Origin of the sequence: Glutamicibacter sp. 0426 (genome assembly GCF_001906485.1) — a bacterium.
Taxonomy (GTDB): Bacteria; Actinomycetota; Actinomycetes; order Actinomycetales; family Micrococcaceae; genus Glutamicibacter; species Glutamicibacter nicotianae.
Map to the genome: position 1 here is coordinate 326,607 of NZ_MPBI01000003.1, position 23,983 is coordinate 350,589.

General features: G+C 62.3%; 22 protein-coding genes. 11 read left to right on the plus strand and 11 right to left on the minus strand.

Annotated features, from left to right (window positions below):
• Positions 1–57 precede the first annotated feature (57 nt).
• From BKX98_RS09850 to BKX98_RS09870, 5 genes are read right to left on the minus strand one after another with little or no spacing between them, the layout of a single operon-like run.
• Positions 58–810 carry an SDR family NAD(P)-dependent oxidoreductase gene (locus BKX98_RS09850; protein ID WP_073707095.1) on the minus strand — a complete coding sequence of 251 codons (753 nt, stop codon included), beginning with the start codon at positions 808–810 and terminating at the stop codon, positions 58–60.
• Positions 807–2,327: an MFS transporter gene (locus BKX98_RS09855; protein WP_233125356.1), complete on the minus strand. Its 1,521-nt coding sequence runs from the start codon at positions 2,325–2,327 to the stop codon at positions 807–809. The genes BKX98_RS09850 and BKX98_RS09855 overlap by 4 nt, the downstream gene beginning before the upstream one ends.
• Positions 2,284–3,486 (minus strand): M20 family metallopeptidase, encoded by a 1,203-nt coding sequence (locus BKX98_RS09860; protein WP_233125336.1) that lies wholly within the window; start codon positions 3,484–3,486, stop codon positions 2,284–2,286. The genes BKX98_RS09855 and BKX98_RS09860 overlap by 44 nt, the downstream gene beginning before the upstream one ends.
• Positions 3,487–3,503: 17 nt before the next feature.
• Complete coding sequence (locus tag BKX98_RS09865) at positions 3,504–4,739, minus strand: PLP-dependent aminotransferase family protein (RefSeq protein ID WP_073707098.1); 1,236 nt, start codon at positions 4,737–4,739, stop codon at positions 3,504–3,506.
• A complete protein-coding gene (locus BKX98_RS09870; protein WP_073707099.1) occupies positions 4,675–5,949 on the minus strand; it encodes a Xaa-Pro peptidase family protein in 1,275 nt (424 codons plus the stop codon). Before BKX98_RS09870 ends, BKX98_RS09865 begins: the two co-directional genes overlap by 65 nt.
• Positions 5,950–5,973: 24 nt before the next feature.
• On the opposite strand from BKX98_RS09870, the gene BKX98_RS09875 reads away from it, so the two are divergent.
• The 6 genes from BKX98_RS09875 (at position 5,974) to BKX98_RS09905 (ending at position 13,988) form a co-directional block, all read left to right on the plus strand.
• Complete coding sequence (locus tag BKX98_RS09875; protein ID WP_083586734.1) at positions 5,974–7,002, plus strand: LysR family transcriptional regulator; 1,029 nt, start codon at positions 5,974–5,976, stop codon at positions 7,000–7,002.
• 24 nt (positions 7,003–7,026) lie between these two features.
• The gene (locus BKX98_RS09880) at positions 7,027–7,923 is read left to right on the plus strand and encodes a LysR family transcriptional regulator (protein WP_073707101.1); all 897 of its coding nucleotides are present in this window, start codon (positions 7,027–7,029) and stop codon (positions 7,921–7,923) included.
• A 106-nt stretch (positions 7,924–8,029) separates the two neighbouring features.
• Entirely contained in the window at positions 8,030–9,334 is a 1,305-nt protein-coding gene (locus BKX98_RS09885; RefSeq protein WP_073707102.1) for an aspartate aminotransferase family protein, read from the plus strand.
• On the plus strand, positions 9,331–10,821 hold the full coding sequence (locus BKX98_RS09890; protein WP_198934359.1) for an NAD-dependent succinate-semialdehyde dehydrogenase: 1,491 nt from the start codon (positions 9,331–9,333) through the stop codon (positions 10,819–10,821). Before BKX98_RS09885 ends, BKX98_RS09890 begins: the two co-directional genes overlap by 4 nt.
• A 62-nt stretch (positions 10,822–10,883) precedes the next feature.
• Entirely contained in the window at positions 10,884–11,996 is a 1,113-nt protein-coding gene (ald, locus tag BKX98_RS09895) for an alanine dehydrogenase (RefSeq protein WP_038992894.1), read from the plus strand.
• A 501-nt stretch (positions 11,997–12,497) separates the two neighbouring features.
• Positions 12,498–13,988, plus strand: coding sequence for a SulP family inorganic anion transporter (locus tag BKX98_RS09905; RefSeq protein WP_073707104.1), 1,491 nt, complete (start codon positions 12,498–12,500; stop codon positions 13,986–13,988).
• A 9-nt stretch (positions 13,989–13,997) separates the two neighbouring features.
• On the opposite strand, the gene BKX98_RS09910 is transcribed toward BKX98_RS09905, so the two are convergent.
• A complete protein-coding gene (locus BKX98_RS09910; RefSeq protein WP_158024683.1) occupies positions 13,998–15,038 on the minus strand; it encodes a GGDEF domain-containing protein in 1,041 nt (346 codons plus the stop codon).
• Between the two features lie 130 nt (positions 15,039–15,168).
• On the opposite strand from BKX98_RS09910, the gene BKX98_RS09915 reads away from it, so the two are divergent.
• Positions 15,169–15,864, plus strand: coding sequence for an EAL domain-containing protein (locus tag BKX98_RS09915; protein WP_073707106.1), 696 nt, complete (start codon positions 15,169–15,171; stop codon positions 15,862–15,864).
• Here the strand turns inward: BKX98_RS09915 and BKX98_RS09920 are convergent.
• From BKX98_RS09920 to BKX98_RS09935, 4 genes are all read right to left on the minus strand, one after another.
• Positions 15,826–16,047 (minus strand): hypothetical protein, encoded by a 222-nt coding sequence (locus BKX98_RS09920; protein ID WP_223308829.1) that lies wholly within the window; start codon positions 16,045–16,047, stop codon positions 15,826–15,828. The two genes, BKX98_RS09915 and BKX98_RS09920, sit on opposite strands and share 39 nt — an antisense overlap.
• On the minus strand, positions 16,044–17,483 hold the full coding sequence (locus tag BKX98_RS09925; protein WP_233125337.1) for a glycosyltransferase: 1,440 nt from the start codon (positions 17,481–17,483) through the stop codon (positions 16,044–16,046). Before BKX98_RS09925 ends, BKX98_RS09920 begins: the two co-directional genes overlap by 4 nt.
• A gap of 167 nt (positions 17,484–17,650) precedes the next feature.
• Complete coding sequence (locus tag BKX98_RS09930; protein WP_073707107.1) at positions 17,651–19,264, minus strand: AMP-binding protein; 1,614 nt, start codon at positions 19,262–19,264, stop codon at positions 17,651–17,653.
• Positions 19,265–19,387: 123 nt separating this feature from the next.
• Positions 19,388–19,648, minus strand: a complete 261-nt coding sequence (locus BKX98_RS09935; protein WP_073707108.1) for a hypothetical protein — start codon at positions 19,646–19,648, stop codon at positions 19,388–19,390.
• A gap of 344 nt (positions 19,649–19,992) precedes the next feature.
• Here BKX98_RS09935 and BKX98_RS09940 point away from each other — a divergent pair, with 344 nt between their 5' ends.
• The 4 genes from BKX98_RS09940 to catA all read left to right on the plus strand — a co-directional run bounded on the left by BKX98_RS09940 (position 19,993) and on the right by catA (position 23,347).
• Entirely contained in the window at positions 19,993–20,904 is a 912-nt protein-coding gene (locus BKX98_RS09940) for a LysR substrate-binding domain-containing protein (RefSeq protein ID WP_073707260.1), read from the plus strand.
• Complete coding sequence (locus BKX98_RS09945) at positions 20,885–22,006, plus strand: enolase C-terminal domain-like protein (protein ID WP_073707109.1); 1,122 nt, start codon at positions 20,885–20,887, stop codon at positions 22,004–22,006. The genes BKX98_RS09940 and BKX98_RS09945 overlap by 20 nt, the downstream gene beginning before the upstream one ends.
• 11 nt (positions 22,007–22,017) lie before the next feature.
• The gene (catC, locus tag BKX98_RS09950; RefSeq protein ID WP_038992889.1) at positions 22,018–22,296 is read left to right on the plus strand and encodes a muconolactone Delta-isomerase; all 279 of its coding nucleotides are present in this window, start codon (positions 22,018–22,020) and stop codon (positions 22,294–22,296) included.
• 193 nt (positions 22,297–22,489) lie between these two features.
• Positions 22,490–23,347 (plus strand): catechol 1,2-dioxygenase, encoded by an 858-nt coding sequence (catA, locus tag BKX98_RS09955; RefSeq protein WP_073707110.1) that lies wholly within the window; start codon positions 22,490–22,492, stop codon positions 23,345–23,347.
• A gap of 99 nt (positions 23,348–23,446) precedes the next feature.
• Here catA and BKX98_RS09960 read toward each other — a convergent pair whose 3' ends face one another.
• Positions 23,447–23,788, minus strand: a complete 342-nt coding sequence (locus tag BKX98_RS09960; protein WP_233125338.1) for a DUF1801 domain-containing protein — start codon at positions 23,786–23,788, stop codon at positions 23,447–23,449.
• Between the last annotated feature and the right edge of the window lie 195 nt (positions 23,789–23,983).

Here is a 23,983-nt window from a genome sequence, read left to right on the forward strand (position 1 = left end):
ACCAGCGGGAGTTGCTTATTTCAGGAACTCCTTCGGAGAACTAAACTGCTGTTACTTCTACTTGGCCAGATAACCGCCATCAACGGGCAGCGACGTGCCGGTGACATAGCTGTTGGCCGGATCAGCGAAATATGCCACGGCACCCGCTACGTCTTCCGGTAGCGCAACCCGCCCCAGCGGGATCGCAGCTGATACCTCGCGCTCGGTAGCCTCGGGGTCGTCTTGGGATGCCAGCCAGTCCTTGAACATCTGCGTTCTGGTCATCCCCGGGGCCACGGCGTTGACCCGGATGTTATGCTCGGCCAATTCCACGGCGGCAGCCTTAGTCAGGGCCAGCATCGCTCCTTTGCTGGCGCTGTACAGGCTCATTGTGGGCACACCTATGCTCGCCAACCGCGAAGTGATGTTGATAATCGACCCGCCACCGAAATCGCGCATCGCGCGTCCTGCGGCTTGAAGGCAAAAAATCGCCGAGAAGGTATTGATCTCAAAGGCCTCGCGGATCTCTTCTTCGGGTGTATCCAGAACCCAATTGGTGTGATCGATGGCTGCATTATTGACCAGCACATCAAGCCTGCCGGTCTTCTCCACCACACTGTCGACCAAGCTCTGGGATGCCCCGGAAGCAACTAGATCAGCCTGGATGAAGCAACCATTCTCACCCAGTTCACTCGCGACATCCTTGCCGCGTTCAGCGTTCCTTCCACTGATCACGACATAAAAACCGTCTTTGACCAGGCGTCGGGCAATCGCAATACCGATTCCCGAGGTTGAGCCCGTCACCAACGCCACTGGCTTGGTTATTTTCACGACGTCATCTCCTTTGATTGCGTTGCTTCCTTGCTTGGTGTCGGCCTGGTCCGGCGTTTGGAAGCGCCTACCAGTTTCTCCCCGCGCTCCAGACGCAGCATGTCGTCACTGCCCGGAATCACATTGCCACGCAGCGAACGGCCCGCAGTTTCCCGGAAAGTGAGTACTGAGACGAGACCGATAATGCCGGCTCCCATCAGATACCATCCGGGCACCAGATCATTGCCGGTAGCTCCAATGATTGCTTCGTTGGCCACAGCTGCGGTCCCTCCGAAGACTGCTGTTGACAGGTTGTACCCGATAGCGAATCCGGAGTACCTCACTGAGGTGGGGAAGAGGGCCGGAAGAGCGGAAGAAATCGTGGACAGCAGTACGACCAGCAAAAGACCCAAAGTTCCGATACCGGCGAGCTGTCCCCACAGCCCTCCCACTTGCATCAGATAGACAGCAGGAACCGAAAGCAGCACGAAACCCGCGCTTGCGGTGACCAGCAGCGGCTTGCGGCCAATTCGATCACTCAATGCACCGAGCGGGACAATCAGCGTGATCATGACCAGCTGGATGAGAACAAGGGTCAGGTTGGATTGGGTCGCATCGTGGCCCAGTGTTGCTGTGAGGTAACTGGGCATGTACGTCAACACCAAATAGAACGCCACATTGACCAGAACGATGAAACCGAAGAGCTTGAGCAGCTGCCACGGGTATTGGAGCAGCAATGCACGAAGTGCCTGGGGCGCCGAGCTGACTGTATTCCCCTTGCTTGAATCATCGGTGAAGGTTTCGGATTCTTCCAGATGCCGGCGCATCCACAGCGCGATTCCGCCCAAGACCAGAGTCAACGCGAACGGCAATCGCCACCAGCCAGCCATCATGCCTTCCTCGCCCACAACCAAGGTGAGCATTGTGCACAAGATCGCGGCAGCGCTGAATCCTGCTAGTGTTCCGAATTCCAGGAACGAACCGTACTTGCCACGCTTGTTATCCGGCGCATGCTCGCTCATGAAAACCGCTGCGCCGGCATACTCGCCTCCGGCTGAGAATCCCTGGACCATGCGCAGCAGCACAAGCAGCGCGGGCGCCAAATATCCTGCCTGTTCGAATGTTGGCAACAGTGCGATGCCAGCGGTGGAAACGCTGATCATCACAATGGTGAATATCAAAATCGTCCTTCGCCCGATCCGGTCCCCCAACGGCCCCAGGACCATGCCGCCTAGCGGACGGACTATAAAGGAGATGGCAAAAGTAGAAAAGGCCAGGATTCGCGGCATGGCGCCTGCATCTTCACCGAAAGTGAAGAATAACTGTGAGATATAGACGATCAGGTACCCATAAATGCCGTAATCGAACCATTCGATCGCATTGCCGATGGCCGAACCGGCCACGGATTTTCGTGCTTGCTTCTTTTCCTCCGGCGTGAAATCCGCTTCGCTTCGGATCTTGGGCAGCTGTGCTTGGGTAGTCATGGTCTTGTCCTTAGCTTTGAGCAGCTTCAAAGGTGCGCAACGCAATAAGCGCATAAGCGCCTGCCGCGGTGCACAAGTCTCGGATGGAAACACTTTCGTTCGGCTGGTGAGCCTGGGAATTAATGTCGCCTGGACCCAGCACAACCGCTGGCACCAGGTGGTGCTGGGCAATGAAACCCGCTTCGCAGGATGCCGTCCAGATTCCATAGTCTCCCGCGGCCCCTAGATCCCGCAGTGACTGGCGGGCTTGGAGCACCAGAGGAGCGTCGGGCTCGGCCAGGAATCCGGGCATGAACATCTGCACGGATCCTTCCACCCCGATCTGCTGGCCGTCTAGATCCAACGCGCGGTCAAGATCCAAGCGGGCCGCCACGAGCAACTCGTCAAGCACCTGTTGCGGGTCCTCTCCCGGCAATAGCCGGCGGTCGATACCCAATACCGCCGCGTCCGGAACGATGGAAGTGCCGTGCCCGGCGTGCAGCGTGCCTACGTTCCAAGTAGCCGGGCCAAGTATCGGATGCCCGTTCTTGGCGAGACGCACCTTGTCCCTGCCGATGAGCGCTACCAGCTTCGCTGCGGCTTCGATGGCACTAGCGCCATCTGCCGGACGGCCAGCGTGAGCGCTGGATCCGCTGATGCGCACCTCCATATTCGCTGCCGCACGGCAGCCAATAATGGCCACTAGATCCGTAGGTTCGGCAACGATGCAGGCAGTGTAGGGTGCGGGAGGCTCTGTATTGATGTAATGGGTTATTCCCAATGCATCAGCTTCCTCATCCACAGTGCAGATCAACGTCAACGGGATCTCTGGTGCTTGGTGGTGGACCGCTGCCATGGCTTCGATAATCGCAGCCAGACCGCCCTTCATGTCCGTTGCCCCGCGACCGACCAGCTGATCGCCTTCCCGCCGAGCTGTGAATGCGTCTGCATGCCAGCCGCTTCCGGCAGGTACGACATCGCTGTGCCCGAGGAACAGTATCCCACCCCCGCTGTTGCCGCCACCGAGGTGGGCCACGAGATTCGGACGCCCCTCGGCCACCTGCTGCAAATGAACGGATGCCCCCAGCTCTTCGAGCATTTCGCGCAGTAGTTGGACAGTGCGTTCTTCGCTGCCACCGGGATTCTCGCTGGGAGCTTCGATCAGCTGTGCGCATCGGCCTACCAGCCGTTCCTGATCGATTCGGGCAAGGACCGAACGCTCCAATTCGCTCATCGATTGCGTCGCCAAGCTCATGCTCCGACCCCGCGCTGGAGCATGTCTTCAATTGCTGCGTGCAGACGCTGCACTCCCTCCGTTATCCGTTCAGGTGTGGAAGTTGCGAAGCACAAGCGCAATGCGTCGGTGAAGGCGCCAGAATCTGCAAAGGCAGGGCCCGGTATATAAGCCACGCCATGTGCCAGGGCTATCGGGAACAGCTCCTGGGTGTCGATCTGCGAGTACCGGCCTTTCAAGGTCAGCCAGAGGAAAAATCCGCCTTCGGGGTCAGTGGCCTCGATATCGTCTCCGAAAGTTTCGGCCAAGGCCCGGCGCATGGCCTGCTTGCGCTCCAAGTAAACGCTGCGCAAGGTCCCCACATGGGTTTCCAAGCGACCTTGAGCCAAGAAGTCCGCCACCAGCTGCTGCATTGGGGCGTTGGTGCAGGTATCCATGGATTGTTTCGCACTGATCGCCAAATCGCGCAAGGCAGGATCCAGTTCCATCCATCCCACGCGCAGCCCCGGTGCCAGCACCTTGGAGAAGGTTCTCACCGAGACGATTCGGGGGTTGCCCGGGCTCAATTCGCTGAAGCCCGGGACTTCCTGGCCGGCGAAGCGCAGCGCACCATAAGGATCGTCGTCAATAATGAATGCTTCCCACTGTTCAGCGAGCTCAATCAGCTTCCGGCGACGTGCTTCGCTGAGCGTGCGTCCCGATGGGTTCTGGAAGTTCGGAATCACGTAGATCACTTTGGGGATCTTGCCGCTGGCCGCCACCAGTTCCGGCAACGCCTCTACAATCAGTCCGTCGTCATCCACCGGCGCTTCCAGAATCTGCCCCTGGTAGCTCAAGGCTGTGGCAATGCCGTTAGTGTAGGTAGGCGATTCGACGATTACCAGGTCGCCTGGGTCCACCATCAGCTTGAAGGCGATGTCCAGTCCCTGCATGCCGCCAGTGGTCACCAGGATCCGTTCCGGGTCCACAGCCTGTCCCTGCCCAGCGGCGAAGGCAACGATCTGCTTGATAAGCGCCGGGTTCCCTTCGGTCGCAGCATAGTCGTAGCGGCCAGTGGCCGGCTGCCGGTAGAGCTCGGCGAGCTCGGCTTCGGGAATCAATTCGGCGTTGGGCGCACCCATGGCGAATCGCACGATGTCGTGTGTCTGGCTGGCCAGCAGCGAGGTCGAGGAATCGATCACCGAGCCCTTAAGCTGGCTGGCTCGGGCGGCAAGACGCGTTGAAATCGGTGCCAGGAAGGATTGTGTAGTCATTTGAAGAGCTCCTTGGGTTGATGATGGTCAGTTCGCGTGGCAGGTCGGCCAGGAATTCGATTCCGTTGGCCGCGACCCTGATGGGTTCCGAGACCTCGAAGCCGAAACCGTCGAGCCACATGCCGGCGATCAGGTGGAAGGTCATGTTCTCTTGCAACAGGCTGTGCTCGCCGGCCCGGAAGCTGATCGTGCGCTCGCCCCAGTCCGGCGGGAAGCCGACGCCGATCGAGTAGCCCAGTCGGGATTCCTTCTCGAAGCCGTGGGCGTTGATCACTTGGGTGAAGGCGCGCGTGACCGCGTCCGGTGTCGCCCCGGGGCGGACCTGGTCGAACGCCGCCTCGATGCCTTCGACAGTTGCTGCGGCCACGCGCTGCAGTGCGCTGCTCGGCTTGCCCAGCACAGCGGTGCGGGCCAGCGGCGCGTGGTACCGCCGGTGCACTCCGGCCAGCTCGATGGAGATCGGGGCGTTCGAGGGCATCGGATCGGCGTTCCAGGTCAGGTGCGGAGTATCAGCTCCGGGCCCGGTGGGCAGCATTGGCACAATCGAGGGGTAGTCCCCAGCGTGGCCTTCCACTCCCCGCGCCTGCGCCGCCATGATCTCGGCGGCCACGTGGTTCTGCGGCCGGCCCGGCTCCAAGGCACCCAGCGCGACGCGCATGCTGTGAGAGGCGACGCGACCAGCGATCCGCATCAGTTCGACCTCATAGTCTGACTTGATGAGCCGCACCCAGTTGACCAGTTCGCGGGACTCGCGCAGTTCCCATTCGCCAAGGGTTGCAGCCAGGGCCTGGTACATGCGCACGGAGAAGAAGTGGGAATCTCCTTCGTAGCCCACCGCGAGCTTACGCCCGTATCCCAGGTCGCGCAGGTGCCTGGCGACCCAATCGCCAGGGTGGATGTCGGGCCTATGGACGATTTCCTCGGGGTAGCCGAAGATCTGCTCGGGGGCGACCCCGCTCGCCGTGCGGTGCGCTCCGTGGGCATCCATGTGGCGCATGTACAGCATCGGCGGTCCATCCAGCGGAAGAACCATCATCTGGGCGGTGTAGAAGGACCAGGCGTTGTACCCACTCAAGTAGTAGAGATTCGCAGGATCCGTGATCAGAAGCAGCTCTAGTCCCTGCTCTGCCATGCGTTCCTTGACGCGTTGTTGCCGGGTTGCGAACTCGGCGATTTCCAGGCTGTCAATGCCTGTTGGGGGCTGCATCATTTCTGTTTTCTTGCTCCTTGCGGAATGAGTGGAATTTTTCTTGTGATCTACACCATAAGACTGCGTTTGAATCAGATAAAGTGGGTGCATCTTGTTCGTATCGTTAAGCAGAACTTACGGGATGTACCGCAGGTGCATCTGCGGCGGAAGAAGGAAATGCTAGATTTCAAAAGGCTCACGCTGCTGCGCGAACTGCATTTGCGTGGAAGCATCGCGGGCACCGCTCGGATGCTAGGCATCAGCCCGTCCGCGGTATCGCAGCAATTGGCCAAGCTCGAAGCGGAAGCAGGGTTGCCGTTACTCGAACAGGTCGGTCGCAGCATCCGGCTAACCCCGGCCGCGCAACACCTGATTGCCAGCGTGGATGAGGCGATCTCGGTACTCGAAGCGGCCAGCGCCGAGCTGGAAACACGACGCAGCCGGATCCAGGGAGTTATCCGCTTCGCGGCATTCAGCACTTTCGCACGTACCTATCTGCCAGATGCCTTGCGGAACATGGCGCTGGTCCATCCCGACGTGGTGGTTGAGTTCACGCAGCTCGAACCCAGCGAGGCATTAGACGCCGTGTCCGGACGACGCGCAGATATTGCCATTGTCGATGAATTCACCCATGTGCCACGCAGAGCGGACTCTGGATTAGTTCGCACATTGATTACTACCGACCAGTTGGATATTTTTCTGCCGCGTCCGGTCGCGAGCATCGCGGAGCTAGCCGATTTTGATTGGGCCTTTGAACCACATGGCACCGATGCCCACATGTTCAGCCGCAATTACTGCCGTGCGCTGGGGTTCGAGCCGAGAGTGCTCTTCGACTCCCCCGATCCCAGATTGCATTACGAGTTGGTGGCGGCTGGTGTTGCTGCCGCTTTCCTGCCCCGCATGGTGTTCAACCGACTGGGCCCAACCGAGGAAAACGTCACCCGCTTCGCGCCGTCACAGAGCCCTGCACCGCCTCCCATGTTCCGGGAAATCTATGCCGTGGGACGCCGCGGCAGCGACCTGCGCCCCGCGGTCAAGAGCTTCTTGCAAGTCTTGCAGGCCGTTGCCGCCTGAATTGAACCACTCGGAGGAAAATGCATGCTTGATCTGAATCGTCTTCGGCTGCTGCGCGAGGTCAGCTTGCGCGGGAGCATGAGCGCCGCGGCTCGCAGCCTGTCATACAGCCACTCGGCAATTTCCCAGCAGCTGGGCCAGCTCGAACGTGAGACTGGGGTCAAGCTGCTGGAACGCGCAGGGCGCAACGTGCAGCTGACCAAGGCAGGTTTGGAATTGGTGGGCAATACGGAAGCGGTCCTTGCCGCGATGGAAAAGGCCGAAGCCGATTTGGCCAGCTCCCACCAACGGGCACAAGGCGCGGTCACGGTGGCAGCTTTCGCCAGTATCAGCCGGGCAGCCATTCCAGCCGCACTGGCTTCCATCGCCGAGACGCACCCCGGCCTTGAAGTGCGCATCCAGCGCTATGAGCCGGAGGATGCGATTATCCGCCTGGCATCGCGCCAGGTCGACGCGATCGTCACCGACTCCTTCCCAGGCACTTCCTCGGGCAGCGCCAACGGCCTGCACACCACCATCATCGGCCAGGATCCGATCCGCGGTTACCTTCCAACCGGACTTCAGATTCCCGACGCCGAGGCCGCAGCCACCCTGCCATGGGTCATGGAACCGGCAGAGTCCGCTGCTGCACAATGGGCACTTCGAGTTTGCCGGGAACGCGGATTCGAACCCCGTGTCCAGCATGTTTCCTCGGACGTGCTCTTCCACCTGCGTCTGGTTGAGCGTGGCCTGGCAGCAGCTTTCCTTCCGGACATGCTCATCCAGGAGACAAGCAGCCAGCTGCAGCCCAGCAACTGGCTTCCGGCCGACCAGAGCCGCACCATCCTGTTCATCACCCGCAAGGGATCGGAGCACAATCTGGCGCTGAATGCCGTGCAACGGGCGCTGGAAGCAGAACTTCACATGCCCCACAACATGTAAGTAAAACTGACAGGAATCTGTCGAAATCTTTCGCTTTTCATAACCGGTTTCGATTTCTAGATTGGTATCAACCCAATCATCCACGACCGGAATGGAACGAATCCGAATGACACTGAATAATCTGACGCTGCCGGACTCGACGGCCAGCGCGAGCATCCTGGAAGCGCCATCGCTCTGGCCAGCACAAGCCCATCTGCCCACGGTTAGCGGGCGCCAGTTGGTTGTCGAACGCGGCGAAGGGTCGTGGCTCTACACCCAGGATGGACGCAAGCTCTTCGACGGTACTGCCGGCCTGTGGCATGCGAACGTAGGCCATGGAAATGCCGAGCTGGCCCAAGCGGCCTACGAACAGATGCTGCAGTTGGAGACCTATCACATCTTCGCTCGCTATTCGAATGACAAGGCGCTGGCCCTGGGCGAGAAGCTGGCAGAACTCAGCCCCATCGACCGCGCCAAGATCATCCTGAACTCGGGCGGTTCGGATGCCATCGATGTGGCATGCAAGCTCGCCCGCCGCCACTGGCAGCGCGAGGGACGGAATTCGAAGAAGATTATCCTCTCGCGCGAACACGCCTACCACGGCCTGCACGCCTACGGCACCTCGATCGCCGGGTTGGAATTCAACCGCGAGGGCTACGGCACCGACTCCCTGGTTCCGGAAACCGCCCGCGTCTCTTTCAACGACCCAGCCCAGGTCGAAGCGCAGGTCAACCGCCTCGGAGCAGAGAATATTGCCGCGCTGGTCACTGAGGCCGTGCAGGGAACCGGTGGAGTCAATCCCCCAGCCCCCGGGTATCTCGAAGCCATCGCGCGAATCTGCCGGGACAACGATATCCTGCTGATCCTCGATGAGGTCATCACCGGTTTCGGGCGCATGGGCACGATGTTCGCCGCCGAATACTACGGCCTCGAACCGGACATGATCACCTTCGCCAAGGGCGTGACCAGCGGCTACGCCCCGCTGGGCGGAGTAATGGTCGCTCCGCGCCTGTGGGAGCCGTTCTACGTCGACTCGCCCGACACCCCGGTCTTCCGCCACGGCGCCACCTATGCCGGGCATGCAACGGCGAGCTCGGTCGCCCTGAAGCACCTGGAGATCCTGGAACGCGAGCAGCTGGTTCCACGCGTGGCCCAGCTCGAATCGGTGCTCCGCCGCGAACTGGACGCGTTGGCTGCGCGCACGGAGGCCATCACCGAGGTGCGCAGCGCCGGCTTGCTGGGAGGCGTTACGCTTCACGAATCGCTGACCGCCGAGCGGGTGTGCGACGACCTGGTGGAGCTGGGCTTCATCGGACGCCCGCTGCGCGGGAACACCATCCAGATCAGCCCGCCATTCATCGTCACCGACGAGGAGCTGTCCATGTTCATCAGCGCCATCGGCGAAGCCATCAATGCAAGGAGCGGCAAGTGAACACTGCAACGCAGCAAGACGCGCAGCTGGCCGCCGCTGATCCCCGCTACATGGCGAATGCCGATGCAGCCATCGCCACGCTGGATTCTCCAGCGCAGGGCATCGCGGTCCACGATCCGGCCACCGGTGAACTGATCGCCCGCGTCCCGGATTCTTCACCCGCAGATGCTCTGGCAGCGGTCGGCCGGGCCGATGCGGCCGGTGCCGACTGGGCCCGCCAAAGCCCCCGGCACCGCGCCCAGGCATTGCACAACTGGTATGAACTGCTCATCGAGCACGGAGAGCAGATCGCCATGCTGATCTCCCGGGAGATGGGCAAAACGCTGGCTGAAGCGCGGGGCGAGGTAAAGTACGGAACCGACTTCGTGCGCTGGTACGCAGAGGAGGCGGTCCGCCCGGCAGGCCAATTCCAACCAGCCCCCGATGGAGGCGCGGATATCCTCACCCGACGCGCCCCAGTAGGGCTAGCAGTGCTGATCACCCCGTGGAACTTCCCACTGGCCATGGCTACGCGCAAGATCGCGCCGGCCCTGGCCGCGGGGTGCCCGGTGGTCATCAAGCCAGCCACAGCCACCCCGCTGACCACATACTTTGCCGTTCAACTGGCCATCCGAGCAGGGGTGCCCGAGCAGCTGATCCAGGTGGTTTCCACCTCGGATGCCACGGGTTTCAGCAGAGAGGTGCTTTCCGATCAGCGCGTGCGCAAAGTTTCGTTCACCGGCTCCACCCCGGTAGGCCGAAGGTTGCTTGAGCTTGCTTCGAAGAATGTGCTGCGCAGCTCCATGGAGCTGGGCGGCAACGCCCCGCTGCTGGTCTTCGACGACGCAGATTTCGAACGCGCCATCGAGGGAACTATCGCAGCCAAGCTGCGCAACGGCGGCCAATCCTGCATTGGCGCCAACCGCATCTACGTCCAGTCCGGCATTGCTGACGAGTTCGCTGCCGAGCTCGCCCGCCGATTTGCCCAAGTAAAGGTCGGTGCCGGGCTCAGCGATGCATCCGGAATCGGTTCGTTGATCGATGGCCGAGCCGTTTCGCAGATGCAGGACTTCACCAACGATGCCCTGGAGCGGGGCGCCCAGCTGCTCACGGGCGGCCACGGCTACGACAGCATCGGCCACTTCTATGCTCCCACGGTGCTGGACCATGTCGGGCCATCCGCACGCGTCGCCGGGGAAGAGATCTTCGGCCCGATTGCTGCGATCCGGCGCTTCGATACCGAGCAACAGGTCTTGGGCTGGGCCAACGACACGGAGTTCGGGCTCGCTGGCTATGTCTTCACCCAGGACCTGGACCGCGCGATGAATGTCGCCGACCAACTGCAAACCGGCATCGTTGGCATCAATCAAGGCGTGCCCTCCAACGCGGCCGCGCCATTTGGCGGAGTCAAGCAGTCCGGCCTGGGCCGTGAAGGAGCCAGCGAAGGCCTAGAGGAATACCAGTCCGTGCGCTTCTACAATATTGCCCGCCGAACCACCGCCGGCTAACCGGGCTTTGGAGCCCACACCACTACAACTACATCTACAGTTACAAAGAAGAGAGTCCAATAATGCACATCTCAGTTGTCAAGGAAATCAAGCCTGCCGAGCAACGCGTTGCCATCACACCTGCCGGTGTTGCAGCGCTAACCGCCAAGGGACATGCAGTTCACGTCGAATTTGGCGCAGGCGACAACGCCGGCTTCAGCGATGATCAGTACGCCGCGGCCGGGGCCCTGCTTGCCACCCAAGCCGATACTTGGGCCAGCGCGGAACTCTTGGTCAAGGTCAAGGAACCAATTGCCAGCGAATACCACTTCCTGCGCGAGGACCTGACTCTGTTCACCTACCTGCATTTGGCGGCAGACCGCCCATTGACCGAAGCGTTGCTGGATGCCGGCACACTATCCATCGCCTACGAAACCGTTCAGGACCACACTGGCTTGCCGCTGTTGACGCCGATGAGCGAAATCGCAGGCCGCTTGGCGGCGCATGCGGCAGCCACCTATCTGACCGGTCCCGAAGGAGGACCGGGCAAGCTTCTTGGCGGTTCGCCAGGCGTAGCTCCGAGCCGTGTCTTGGTCATCGGCGGAGGTGTGGTCGGAACCCAAGCCGCACAACTGGCCTTGGGCATGCAGGCAGAAGTCACCATCCTGGAAATGTCACCGTTGCGTATCCGCCAGCTTGGCGACCTGCTCGGCAACCGGGCACGGGTACTGATGAATGACCCGCTGACCCTGGAAAACGAGTTGGCTCAGGCCGACGTCGTCATCGGCGCCGTGCTGGTTCCGGGTCGTGCTGCGCCCAAGGTAGTCACCCGCGAACAGCTGGGCTTGCTCAAGCCCGGGTCGCTGCTGGTGGATGTGGCCATCGACCAAGGCGGAGCCTTCGAAACTTCGCACGCAACCACCTACCAAGATCCGATCTTCGAAGTGGACGGCATCCGGCACTACTGCGTAGCCAACATGCCGGGCGGCGTGCCGCAGACTTCCACCAAGGCGCTGACCAACGCCACCCTGCCGTACCTGCTGCAGCTGGCGAACCAGGGCGTCGAGCAGGCCTTGGCATCGAATCCGGCCTTGGCCAAGGGAGTCAATACCCGTGGCGGGCGCATTGCCTACTCCGGCGTCGCTTCAGCCTTCACGGACCTGCCGAACACCGAATCCCATTCGTCGCTGGTCTAAAGCGCTGGTGCAATGGAATCAGGATGCATGGCCTACGCGCAGTGCATGCTTATTGCATCCACAGAATGCCGTTCTACAGTTTTAAGTACCTCATGAAGGTGCGAGTGATGACGCGGAAACTGGCACTGTCGGTCTTGCGACAGTGCCAGTTTCTGTATCCAAAATCATTTCCCTGTTTCCAGCAATTCTCGAAACCCCGAACTGCACGCGGGCCGCTGAAATTATTTCCGGCAACCGGCGGCACAGTCTTCTCCAAATCTGCAGTGGACGCTCAGCACCGGCATAGCTTCGCCTCCTATATTGGTAAGTACCTCATGAAGGTGCGAGTGATGATCGAGAATTCCCGGCCGAAGTCTTCGGCCGGGAATTCGAATTTAAGCGTCCTGCTCGCCTCGTGTAGCGCAAATCTCCGGCATCTGCGGGCGCAGGCAACCTCCGCTGCGATAACGTAGACAAGATCCCACTTTGCTTCCCTGGGACACCTGACGAAACGGAGCCCCGGTGAGTACCGCGACCGCTGAATTGACGCCCCTGCAACGGCAGTCGGTGCTGCGCACCCTCAAGTCCCCGCGGCTGCTGAAAACCGAACTGCTCGCCGGCCTGGTCGTTTCCCTGGCACTGATCCCCGAAGTCATCGCGTTCACCGTGATCGCCGGGGTGGACCCGCGCGTAGGCATCTTCGCCTCCTTCACCATGTCGGTGGTCATCGCGATCACCGGCGGGCGCCCGGCGATGATTTCCGCCGCCGCCGGCGCGGTGGCACTGGTGGTCGCCCCGCTGGTGCGCACCCACGGAGTGGAATACCTCTTCGCGGCGGTGGTGCTGGCCGGCATCATCCAGGTCACGCTGGCTGTGCTGGGCGTGGCCAAGCTGCTGCGCTTCATTCCGCGCCAGGTGATGATCGGTTTCGTCAATGGCCTGGCCATCTCGATTTTCTGGGCGCAGATGCCCGAGCTGCGCAATGTCCCGTGGATGGTCTACCCGCTGGTGATCCTCGGCGTCGCCATCGTCTGCTACTTCCCGAAGATCACCAAGGCGGTCCCGGCGCCGCTGATCGCCATCGTGGTGCTCACCGCGATCACCATCTTCGCGAAGGTCTCCGTGCCCACCGTGGGTGACAAGGGGGAACTGCCCGACTCGCTGCCGGTCTTCCACCTGCCCGGCGTGCCGCTGAACCTGGAGACGCTGCAGATCATCGCGCCCTATGCGATCGCGGTGGCTTTCGTCGGCCTGCTCGAATCCCTGCTGACCGCCAAGCTGGTCGATGACATCACCGACACCCCGTCGAGCAAGACCCGCGAGTCCTGGGCGCAGGGCACCGCGAATATCGTCACCGGGTTCTTCGGCGGGATCTGCGGCTGCGCGATGATCGGCCAGACCATGGTGGGCGTGAAGGTCTCCGGCGGGCGCACCCGCATCTCCACCGCCTTCGCCGGCATCTTCATGCTGCTGCTGGCGGTGCTGCTCGGCGACATCGTCGCCCGGATTCCGATGGCCGCGCTGGTCGCGGTGATGATCGTGGTTTCGGCCACCACCTTCGACTGGCATTCAATCCGCCCGAGCACGCTGAAGATGATGCCCAAGAGCGAAACCTTCGTCATGGCCATCACCGTGGCGCTCACCGTGATCACCAGCAACCTCGCCATCGGCGTGGGCGCGGGCATCCTTGCGGCCATGGTGCTCTTCGCCAATCGCGTGGCGCATATGGTCACCGTGGACCGCAGCACTACCGAAGATTCGGCCGTGTACAAGGTCAACGGCGAGCTGTTCTTCGCTTCCTCCAACGACCTGTACATGCAGTTCGACTACGCGCAGGATCCCGAGAAGGTCATCATCGACATGTCAGATTCGCACCTCTGGGATGCCTCGACCGTCGCCGCCCTGGACTCGATCCGCACCAAATACGCGCACTACGGGAAGAGTGTGGAAATCCAGGGCCTGAACGAGGCCAGCCAGAAAATGCAGGACCGGTTAGGCGGCAAGCTCGGCTAGGGCCGGGACTCAACTTTCCCCCGCGGGCTTCCCGCGTTCGGCCGCACGCTGGCGCTTGGAGGCGTACATGTCCCGGTCCGCGCGCAGGATCATGGTGCTCAAGTTGTCATCGGCTCGGGCCTGTGCCGTTCCGAAGCTCCAGGCCAGCTTGGATGAGCCTTCAATGCGCTCCATCAAGAGCTGCGCCTGGCCCATCGTCGTATTGGGGAACACCAGCACGAATTCGTCTCCGCCCAATCGGCAGACCAGGTCTCCGGCACGGATCGAGCTGCGCAGATGCCGCACCAGCTCCTTCAGTGCGCGGTCCCCGGCATCATGGCCGCCCTGGTCGTTGATCTCCTTGAATCCGTCCATGTCCAGCAACGCCACAGCCAGCGGCTTGCGGTACTTCCGCGACGCGAGCAAGGCGGCATCTCCACGCGCCGACAGCCCGACGCGGTTCAAGGCGCCGGTCAGCGCATCAACCTGGGTTTGCTGGCGGAATCGGCGCTTGACGTAGTGGCCGACGAACATCCCAATGACTGTGAAGAAGACCAGGCTCAGCACGTTCAACGGACCGCTTTGGTGCTCGGTGCCTACTGCAGGGCCGAGGAACACCGAGTAGGGAATGGTGAAAGCCATGACAGGATAGATGGTCCACCGGGTGACCGCCGGCGGAAAGAGCCAGGACATATAGAGCGCGATGAGCGGAAATTCCTGGAGCCTGAAGACGATCTGCTCATGGTTGACCGAGAACCCCACGAAGGCGACAAAGGCCGACAACTCGGCCAGGGCCCCGAGATAGGCAATCCACAGTGGAAAACGGTCAAGCAGCATCCACACGGTGATCACCATGGCCAAGGTCCCGGCAACCCTTGCCACCGCCAGCTTCTGGATGAGCGGAGAACTGAAATCATTGCCCAGGTTGACCAGATAGAACACCAGCAGGAATGCCGCCACCATCCCGGTGACAGCAACTTCCAGTCGCTCGATCCTGCGGAGCCTGGCTGGCAGCAGCCGGCTCCACCAGATTCCGTCATCGTTGGCCCGCCGGTTCCTTGTCCTGGGCATGCTGCTCCCGCTTCCTTGTGAATTCATCAGTACCGCGTATCCCTGGCCAGCTTCAGGGTAATATCACCTTCGTACCCAACAGCCTAACCAGCATCATGTTGCCAATCCGCATCGCCAGCCTAGGTGGACCATGAAGTTCGCATTCCAGCCCCTGATCAACCTGCGCTCCGACGCATTGCTGGGCTTCGAGGCGCTGGCACGATTCAGCGACGGACGCCGGCCAGATGAGCACTTCGCCGAAGCCCGGGCCGAAGGCAATCTGCTGGCGCTGGAGCTGCGCGCCCTGGAGGGCATCGTCCACGCCGCCCAGGGACTGCCCGATGGGCTGCTGCTCACCATGAATGCCTCAGGCCCTGCAATCAAGGCCTTCGCGCGCGCGGCCCCGGAACTTGATCCCCGGCTGGACTGGGGGCTGGAACTGCACGAGCTGTCCGCACCGGAAGTTTGCGATGCAGTTCGGACCAATGCCGATGAGCTCGGCTGCCTGCTGCTCGTTGACGATGCCGGCATCGGCTACGCCACAAGAGAGCGCATCCTTCGCCTGAAACCTCACATCGTGAAGCTCGACCGTTCGCTGTTCATCCACTACCTGGCATCGGCCGAAGCCCGCGAGCATGTGGACATCCTGCTGGCGGCCGCCCGCGAGATCAACGCCAAGACCCTTGTCGAGGGGGTCGAAACCGCCGAGCATCTTCAGCTCGCCCGCAGGCTGGACTTCGACTATGCGCAAGGCTTCTATTTCAGCCCCGGCATCGAGCTGGCGGACCTGCCCGTGGCGATGCATGAGCTACACGGACGCCTCGGGATCGATATTCCTGGTTTCTGAGCGGCGTTCGCGTCCCCGTGCGCTGCGGATCCGGATCACCGGCAGCAGCTTGGCCAAGCCCAGGACCAGATAGAGCACGGTGTTGATCGCGACGAACGAGGCGAGCACGGCGAACCAATCGCTGAGCAGCACGCTTTCGGGGAGAATGATTCCCCGCGGGATCTGGACGATGAGATTCATCATGAGATGTTTTCCTTCCGTGCGGCACCCGCGTGGTCGACATGCTTCCAATCCGCGCTGCGGGCAAAGGCGATATCCCCGACGCCCTTGAGGAATGCGAGATCAAGGAAGGCGTCGTAGACCAGCTCGGGAATCACCAGCGCGGCGACGATCCTTGCTCTCCAGCCGCCGTGCCAGACCGTGACCACGCGTTCGACAGCAAAGAGCGCGCCCAGCAGCATCCAGAACGGGAACCACACCCAGGTGTCCATGGAGATCAGCATGATGATCATCAGCGCGAAATAGCTGAACAGCGCGATCACGCCATAGCCGATGCCGATCTGCTGCGCCCAGTACCGGGAGGTCTGCGCGGTGACTCCGTACGCGCCCAGGTTCTCCAAGGCGCCACGCTGCCAGCGCAGCCGCTGCGCCCACAGCATCTTCCAGTTGGGCATCAGCTCGGTGACCACCGTGCAGTCCTGCGGCGACGTGGTCAGCGCGCCGAGGGTTTTCAGCGCGATGGTCAGCTCATTGTCTTCGGTCAAGGCCGCCGTGTCATAGACCTCGCCGGGGGTTCCCGGAAGCACGCTGCCGCGCGCAGCCGCCACCTCGCGCAGGGCCGAGGCGCGGAATACCGAGGCCGTGCCGGTGAGCACGAAGACCCGGCCGTCGCGGCGCGAGATTTCGCGTTGGTAGCGGGTGTATTCGTTGCGCTGGAATTGGCCGATCAGCCCGTGGCCTTCTTCGCCGTGGAACAGCCCGCCCACCGACATCAGCGCGCGGTCCCAGGTGAAGCGGTCCCGGGCGGTTGCCAGGAAGTCCGCGCCGATCTGGCTGTCCGCATCCATCACCATGACGCAGTCGTTATCGCCCATCCCGGGCAGGATGGCATGCAGCGCCTGGTTCAGCGCCCCGCCCTTCTTGTGCTTGTTCTCCACCGATTCGAACACCTCGACCCCGTGCTCGCCGGCGACCTGCACGGTCCGGTCGGTGCAGTTGTCGGCCACCACGATGATGCGCGATGGAGCAAAGCTCTGCTCCTCCAGGGCTTTCAGGGTGTATGGCAGGGAAGCTTCTTCATTGTGCGCCGGAATCAGCACGGTCACGGTGACCGGTCCTGCGTAGACGCCTCGGGTGCGGGCCATCACCGCCTTGGGCGCCAGCGGCCGGCTCGATTTCTCGATCGGCGTCCGGCGATAACGCCAAGTGACCAGACGCTCGCCCAGGACCACCAGCAGCACCAGGATCACCGCGGCGGCAACGGAGAAAACCAGGATCGACAAATCGGGCAGTTCGGAGCTGTAGAAGGTTGTCCAGAGCCTTCCGATGTGGACCTCGATCGGGTTCCACATGCCCACTGGCCGTTCCGCGATGCTCAGCGCCCACACCAGCAGCGAGGCCGCGAGAACCACGATCATGATCACACCGATGCCCACCAAACGGCTGAAATGTTTCTGCACGCACGCACTCCATTTACGTCAAGAATTCCTTGTCGACCCCGAGGTTAGCCCAAGGAAGCCACTTGGAAAACTAGCATGCAGGAAATTCCCGGGCGTAGTATTTATGCTGAACCTCACCTCCACCCAAAGCATCGCTGTGGCTCGCTGACCTGGCTGGCGGCGGGCGGCTACAGCTCCAGCAGTTTCGCCGCGTCCTCGCGCAACTGGTTCTTGCGGATCTTCCCGGTGACGGTGGTCGGGAAATCCTGCAGCACCTGCACATAGGCGGGGATCTTGTAGTGCGCCAGATGCCCGGTGCAATACTCGCGGATCGCCGCCACGTCAAGCGGCTCGCGTCCTGCCTTCATGCGGATGCAGGCACAGATCGCCTCGCCGTACTTCTGATCGGGCACCCCGATCACCTGCACATCCTCGATATCCGGATGCTTGTAGAGGAATTCCTCGATTTCCGCCGGGTAGATGTTCTCCCCGCCGCGGATCACCATGTCCTTGATGCGCCCGACGATGGTGCAGTAGCCGTCCTCGCGCATCACCGCCAGGTCCCCGGTGTGCATCCAGCCCTCGTCGTCGATGGCCGCGCGGGTCTTCTCCTTGTCGTTCCAGTAGCCGAGCATCACCGAGTAGCCGCGGGTGCAGTATTCGCCGGTTTCCCCGCGTTCCAGGGTTTCGCCGCTGGCCGGATCCACCACCTTGATCTCCACATGCGGGTGCACCCGGCCGATGGTGGAGGTGCGGCGCTCGAGATCGTCATCGCTGCGGGTCTGGCAGGATACCGGGCTGGTCTCGGTCATGCCGTAGGCGATGGACACCCCGTCCATGCCCATCTCGTCGATGCAGCGGCGCATCACCTCGATGGGGCAGATGGACCCGGCCATGATGCCGGTGCGCAGCGAGGAGAGGTCGTGGTCCTTGAAGCTGGGATGGTTCTGCATCGCGATGAACATCGTCGGCACCCCGTACAACCCGGTGCACTTTTCCTCGGCCACCACCCGCAACGTAGTTTCGGCATCGAAGCCCGGGGCCGGAATGACGATCGTGGTGCCCCGGCTGGTGCAGCCCAGGTTGCCCATGACCATGCCGAAGCAGTGGTAGAACGGGACCGGGATGCACAGCCGGTCGTGCTCGTCCAGGTCGATCATTCCGGTCACCTGGTAGCCGTTGTTCAGGATGTTGCGGTGGCTGAGCACCGCGCCCTTCGGGTAGCCGGTGGTGCCCGAGGTGTACTGGATGTTGATCGGGTCCTCCGGCTTGGTGGCAGCCAGGCACCGGGACAGTTCCTCGTCGCTGATGCGCTCGCCTTCGGCCAGCAGTTGCTCGAAGTCCGCGGTGTCCACGTAGATAACGCGTTCAAGTTCAGGGGTGTCGGCGCGCGTCGCGTCCACCATCGCACGGTAGTTGCTGGTCTTGAATTCGGAGACCGCCAGCAGCAGGCGCACCCCCGAATGGTTGACCGCGTAGGCGTACTCATGGGTGCGGTAGGCAGGATTGACATTGACCAGGATGACGCCGATTTTCGCGGTGGCGTACTGCGCGAAAACCCATTCGGCGCAGTTCGGCGCCCAGATGCCCACCCGGTCCCCCGCCTGCAGGCCGGCGGCCAGCAGGCCCTTGGCCAGGCGGTTAATCTGCGCGTCCAGCTCGCTCCAGCTCCAACGCCGCCCCGTGGAAGCTTCGACCAGTGCCTCTGCCGGGCCGAAGCGGGCCGCCGTGCGTTCGAAGTTGGCTCCGATCGTCTCTTCGATCAGCTGCGGCTCGCTCTCGCCCTGGGCATAAGCCTTCATCTGCGTACCCCTTCATGGATCGCCTCGTCGAAATCTTCGCGGGCACAAAACCTGTGCCCAGCGTCACATTCACACCCTAGCCGCACCCTTTCCCGCTGCCAAGCACCGGCGCGACCTGCACTTTCAAGCCTGAACCTGCGCCCTGAGATCGGAGGACAGCTCGGTGAGGCACGGCAGGTTTTTCAGCTCCTGGGCAGTTGCATTGTTACCCTGCTCCGCCAGCAGGAGCGCATACTCGTGCCAGGAACGGCGTTCGCCCAGGTCTTCAACTTCACCCTCGTCGGGCAGTAGAGCTCCCTCAAGATGCTCGAGCAGCTCTTGCTCGCTGAGCTTGCCGAATCCGTTGAGGCCGATGGCGCATCCCCGGTCCCAACGGATCGACACCCGGGTGCCATCGTCGAACTCGGCGAACTCGTCGACTTCAACGCCAACCTAGTCCCGGCTACCGGTCGACGACCAAGCGCCCCTGGGCGTGCACCTGGCGCCGACCGCGACAAGAACACCGGTGCTCCCGTTCCGCTTTACCCATGTTGCTGTCCGCGGCGCGACGCCGGCAGGACCATAAGCCATCTCTTCCATATCCCTCCCTGCCAGTACGGCAAATCCATTCATACTTGTAGACTCTCAATCGGCCCAGAATAAGTATTTCACCCTCTTGGATCGCCGCGTTAGAGTTGCCTGCAAGCGTCTTCTGCGCATTCGACGCGCGGTCCGACGATCGGAGCACCATGGACACGAGACTACTTCGCTACTTTGTCGCTGTCGCCGAAGAACGCCATTTCGGCCGCGCGGCGGCGCGCCTGCATATCGCGCAGCCCCCGCTCTCCCAGCAGATCAAGCAGCTTGAGGAGACGCTGAATACCCAGTTGCTGATCCGCACCACGCGCAAGGTGGAATTGACTAACGCCGGCGAACTGCTGCTGAGCCGCGGGCGCATCCTGCTCGCAGAGCTCGACCAGCTCTCCCGCGATGTGCGCACGGTGGGCGAAGGCGCGCTGGGCGTACTGCGCCTGGGCTCCACCGGCAGCGCCACCTCGCGCATCATGCCCAAGCTCATCGAGGCCAGCTCGGAGCAGATGCCCGGCCTCCAATTGAATGTCCAGGGCGAAATGCTCACCCCGCAGATGGTCGAAGGGCTCGTCGAGGGGCGCCTGGACCTGGCGATCCTGCGCCCGCCGGTTCGCGGCACCGAGGTCGACTACATGCTGCTGGACCGCGACCACCTGGCCGTGGCCTTGCCGATGGACCACCCGCTGACCGCCCACGAAGAACTGGAGCTGGAGCAGCTGGCTGGCGAGAAGTTCATCTGCTATCCGCCGTCCTCCGCGGTAAACAACATCATCATGGATTCCTGCCGCCGCGTGGGCTTCGCCCCGCAGATCGCCCAGGTGGCCAGCGAGACTTCCACGCTGCTCACCTTCGTCGCAGCAGGCTTGGGCATCGGGCTGCTGCCCACCACCCATTACCTGCCGCACAGCTCCCGGATCACTTTCCGGCCGCTGCGCAACGCACCGTCCGTCGACCTTGCCATCGCTTGGAAAGCCGGCAACGAGTCCGCGCTGGTGCGCAACTTCCTGGAACTTTGCACATTGCTCAACCCCCTAGAAAGGCTGGACCCCGATGAGAATCCAGCGGATTGAAACAATCCCCTATGCCATCCCCTACAACCACCCGCTGCGCTTTGCCAGCGGAGAGGTGCACACCGCCGACCATGTGCTTGTCCGCGTGCACACCGACGAAGGCATGATCGGCACCGCCGACGCCCCGCCGCGCCCGTACACCTACGGCGAGACGCAGAAGTCCATCGTCGCGATCGTGCAGGATGTTTTTGCCCCGCAGCTGATCGGCCTGGACATCATGGACCGCGCGAAGATCCGCCAGGTGCTGGATAGGACCATCCACAACCAGGTCGCCAAGGGCGCAATCGACATCGCCATCTGGGACGCCATCGGCCAGGCGCTGGGCGCCCCCGTGCACAAGCTGCTCGGCGGCTTCACCGACTCGATGCGGGTGAGCCACATGCTCGGCTTCAAGCCGGCCCAGGAACTGCTCGACGAGGCCCTGCGCTTCGGCGAGCAGTACGGCATCACCACCTTCAAGCTCAAGGTCGGCCGCCGCCCGCTCGCCCTGGACATCGAGGCCTGCCGGGTGCTGCGCGAAGGCCTGGGCCAGGACGTGGAAATCTACCTGGACGCCAACCGCGGCTGGACTGCGAACGAGGCCATGGAGGTGCTGCGCCAGACCGAGGGCCTGGGCCTGAGCCTGCTCGAGGAGCCGTGCGACGCCAAGGAGGCGATGAGCCGCCGCCGGCTGGTCGAGCACTCCCCGATCCCGGTCGTCGCCGACGAGTCCGCGCCCACCGCGGGCGACGCCTCGCGCGAGCTGCTCTCCGGCGGCGCCAACGCGATCTGCATCAAGACCGCCCGCTCGGGCTTCACCGAAGCCACCGAGATCCTCGGCCTGTGCACCGGGCTGGGCGTGGATGTCACCATGGGCAACCAGATCGACACCCAGGTCGGCTCGCTGGCCACCGTCACCTTCGGCGCGGCCTTCGAGGCCACCAGCCGCCGCGCCGGCGAGCTGTCGAACTTCCTGGACATGTCAGATGACCTGCTCGCCGAGCCGCTGCAGATCATCGACGGCCGCATTTCGGTGCGCAGCGTGCCCGGCGTGGGCGCCGCCATCGACGAATCCAAGCTGGCGCGCTACCGCCAGGACCACGCACTTTCCACCTCGAACTAAAGGAATTCCCCATGTTGTTCCTCGCCCGTATGGACGTTGCATTCCCGGACCACCTCACCGCCGAACAGGTCGCCGATTTCCAGGCCCGCGAGAAGGAGTACTCCGCGAGCCTGCAGCGCAGCGGAAAGATGCAGGGCATCTGGCGCGTAGTCGGCGAGTACGCGAACCACTCGCTGTACAACGTCGAGTCCAATGACGAGTTGCACGAAATCCTCAGCGGCTTCCCGATGTACCCGTACATGAAGATCAAGGTCACCGCGCTGGCCAAGCACCCGAATTCGCTGGCCTAGGAAGGTTTCCAGCCAGCGGGTTCCCTCCGTGCGCCAGCCCACATGCATTGATATCCAAGAACTCTCAATCACCGCCAAATAAGTATTTCACTGGGCATAGACACTGCACTACATTGAATATCAATCACCGCAGATGATGGGGGTCACACCATGGGCCCGCATACGTCACACCACACAATTTAGGGGAGTCACCATGACCACCGAAACTCCAGATCAGGCAACTGCAGCCAAGTCCGGCAACGCCGCCACCGACAGCTTCCGCAATTCCGGCAAGCTCGGCAGCATCGAAACCTCCACCGAGCGCGTGAACTTGCTGGCCAGCAAGCTGATCAAGGCCGCGAACGACATCGTGCTCGAGGAACGCGTCACCTACGACGAATTCAACGCGCTGAAGGCCTGGCTGATCAAGGTTGGCGACGACGGCGAATGGCCATTGTTCCTGGACGTATGGCTGGAGCACTCGGTGGAAGAGGTCGCTACCGACCACCGCGACGGCAACAAGGGCTCGATCGAGGGCCCGTACTACGTGCCTGATGCTCCGACCCAGAACTCCCCGGCCACCATCTCGATGCGCGAGGACGAGAAGGGCACCAACCTGCTCTTCCAGGGCCAGGTCCGCTCCACCGATGGCTCGGCGCTGAAGAACGCCAAGATCGAGCTGTGGCACGCCGACGAAGAGGGCTTCTACTCGCAGTTCGCCCCGGGCATCCCCGAGTGGAACCTGCGCGGCACCTTCATTGCCGACGAGGAAGGCAACTTCCAGATCAACACGATGCAGCCGGCTCCGTACCAGATCCCGACCGACGGTGCCTGCGGCCAGCTGATCGCCGCTGCCGGATGGCACGCATGGCGCCCAGCCCACCTGCACCTGAAGGTTTCGGCACCGGGCCACGAGCTGCTCACCGCCCAGCTGTACTTCCCTGGCGACGAGCACAACGACGATGACATCGCATCGGCAGTGAAGCCGGAACTGCTGCTGGACATCCAGCCAGCCGAATCCGGCAACGGCAAGCAGGTCACCTACGACTTCGTTCTCGACCCAGTCAAGTAAGCCCCAGCGCGACCAGGCAAGCGGAAGGCCTCGGCAGGAATGTTCCTGCCGAGGCTTTCCGTGCATTTGAACGGCTCCGGGCGTTGCCGCTGCCTTGGATCAGCCAGCCGCCTTCTTCACCAGCTCGCGGATCTTGTCCTCCGTTGCGGCATCCAGCGAGGTGATGGTCCAGGCAACCGGATGCATGTGCGCGCCGTCCTCGTAGGCGGGATTCACCACTTCGCCAAAGCCGAAGGCAACGAAGTCCTTGTCAGGCTTGATGTAGCAGACGTCCTTGCCGTCCCGGACATAAAACGGAAGGCCCCAGCGGACGATCGGCTCCAGCGAGGGCGCGCTTTGCACGATGATGGCATGAAGCCGCTCGGCAATCTCGCGATAAGGTGCTGGAGCCGCGCTGAGCTTGGCCAGGACAGCGGCGTCGCCCTTCTTGGTGAAGATCATTTCTAGTCCCCTTATAGACGATTGGCGCTGCATGGCAGCGTTTGGTGATGTCGCTTGCGCGATCGCTGCGCTTTCCCGATCGGCACATAATGCACTTTACCGATTCGGGGCCTCTGCTTCACGGTCTTCTGCAATGCAATACCGGCATCCGACGCACGAGCTGCTAGTGATGCCAAGTATTTCGCTTGCACGGTG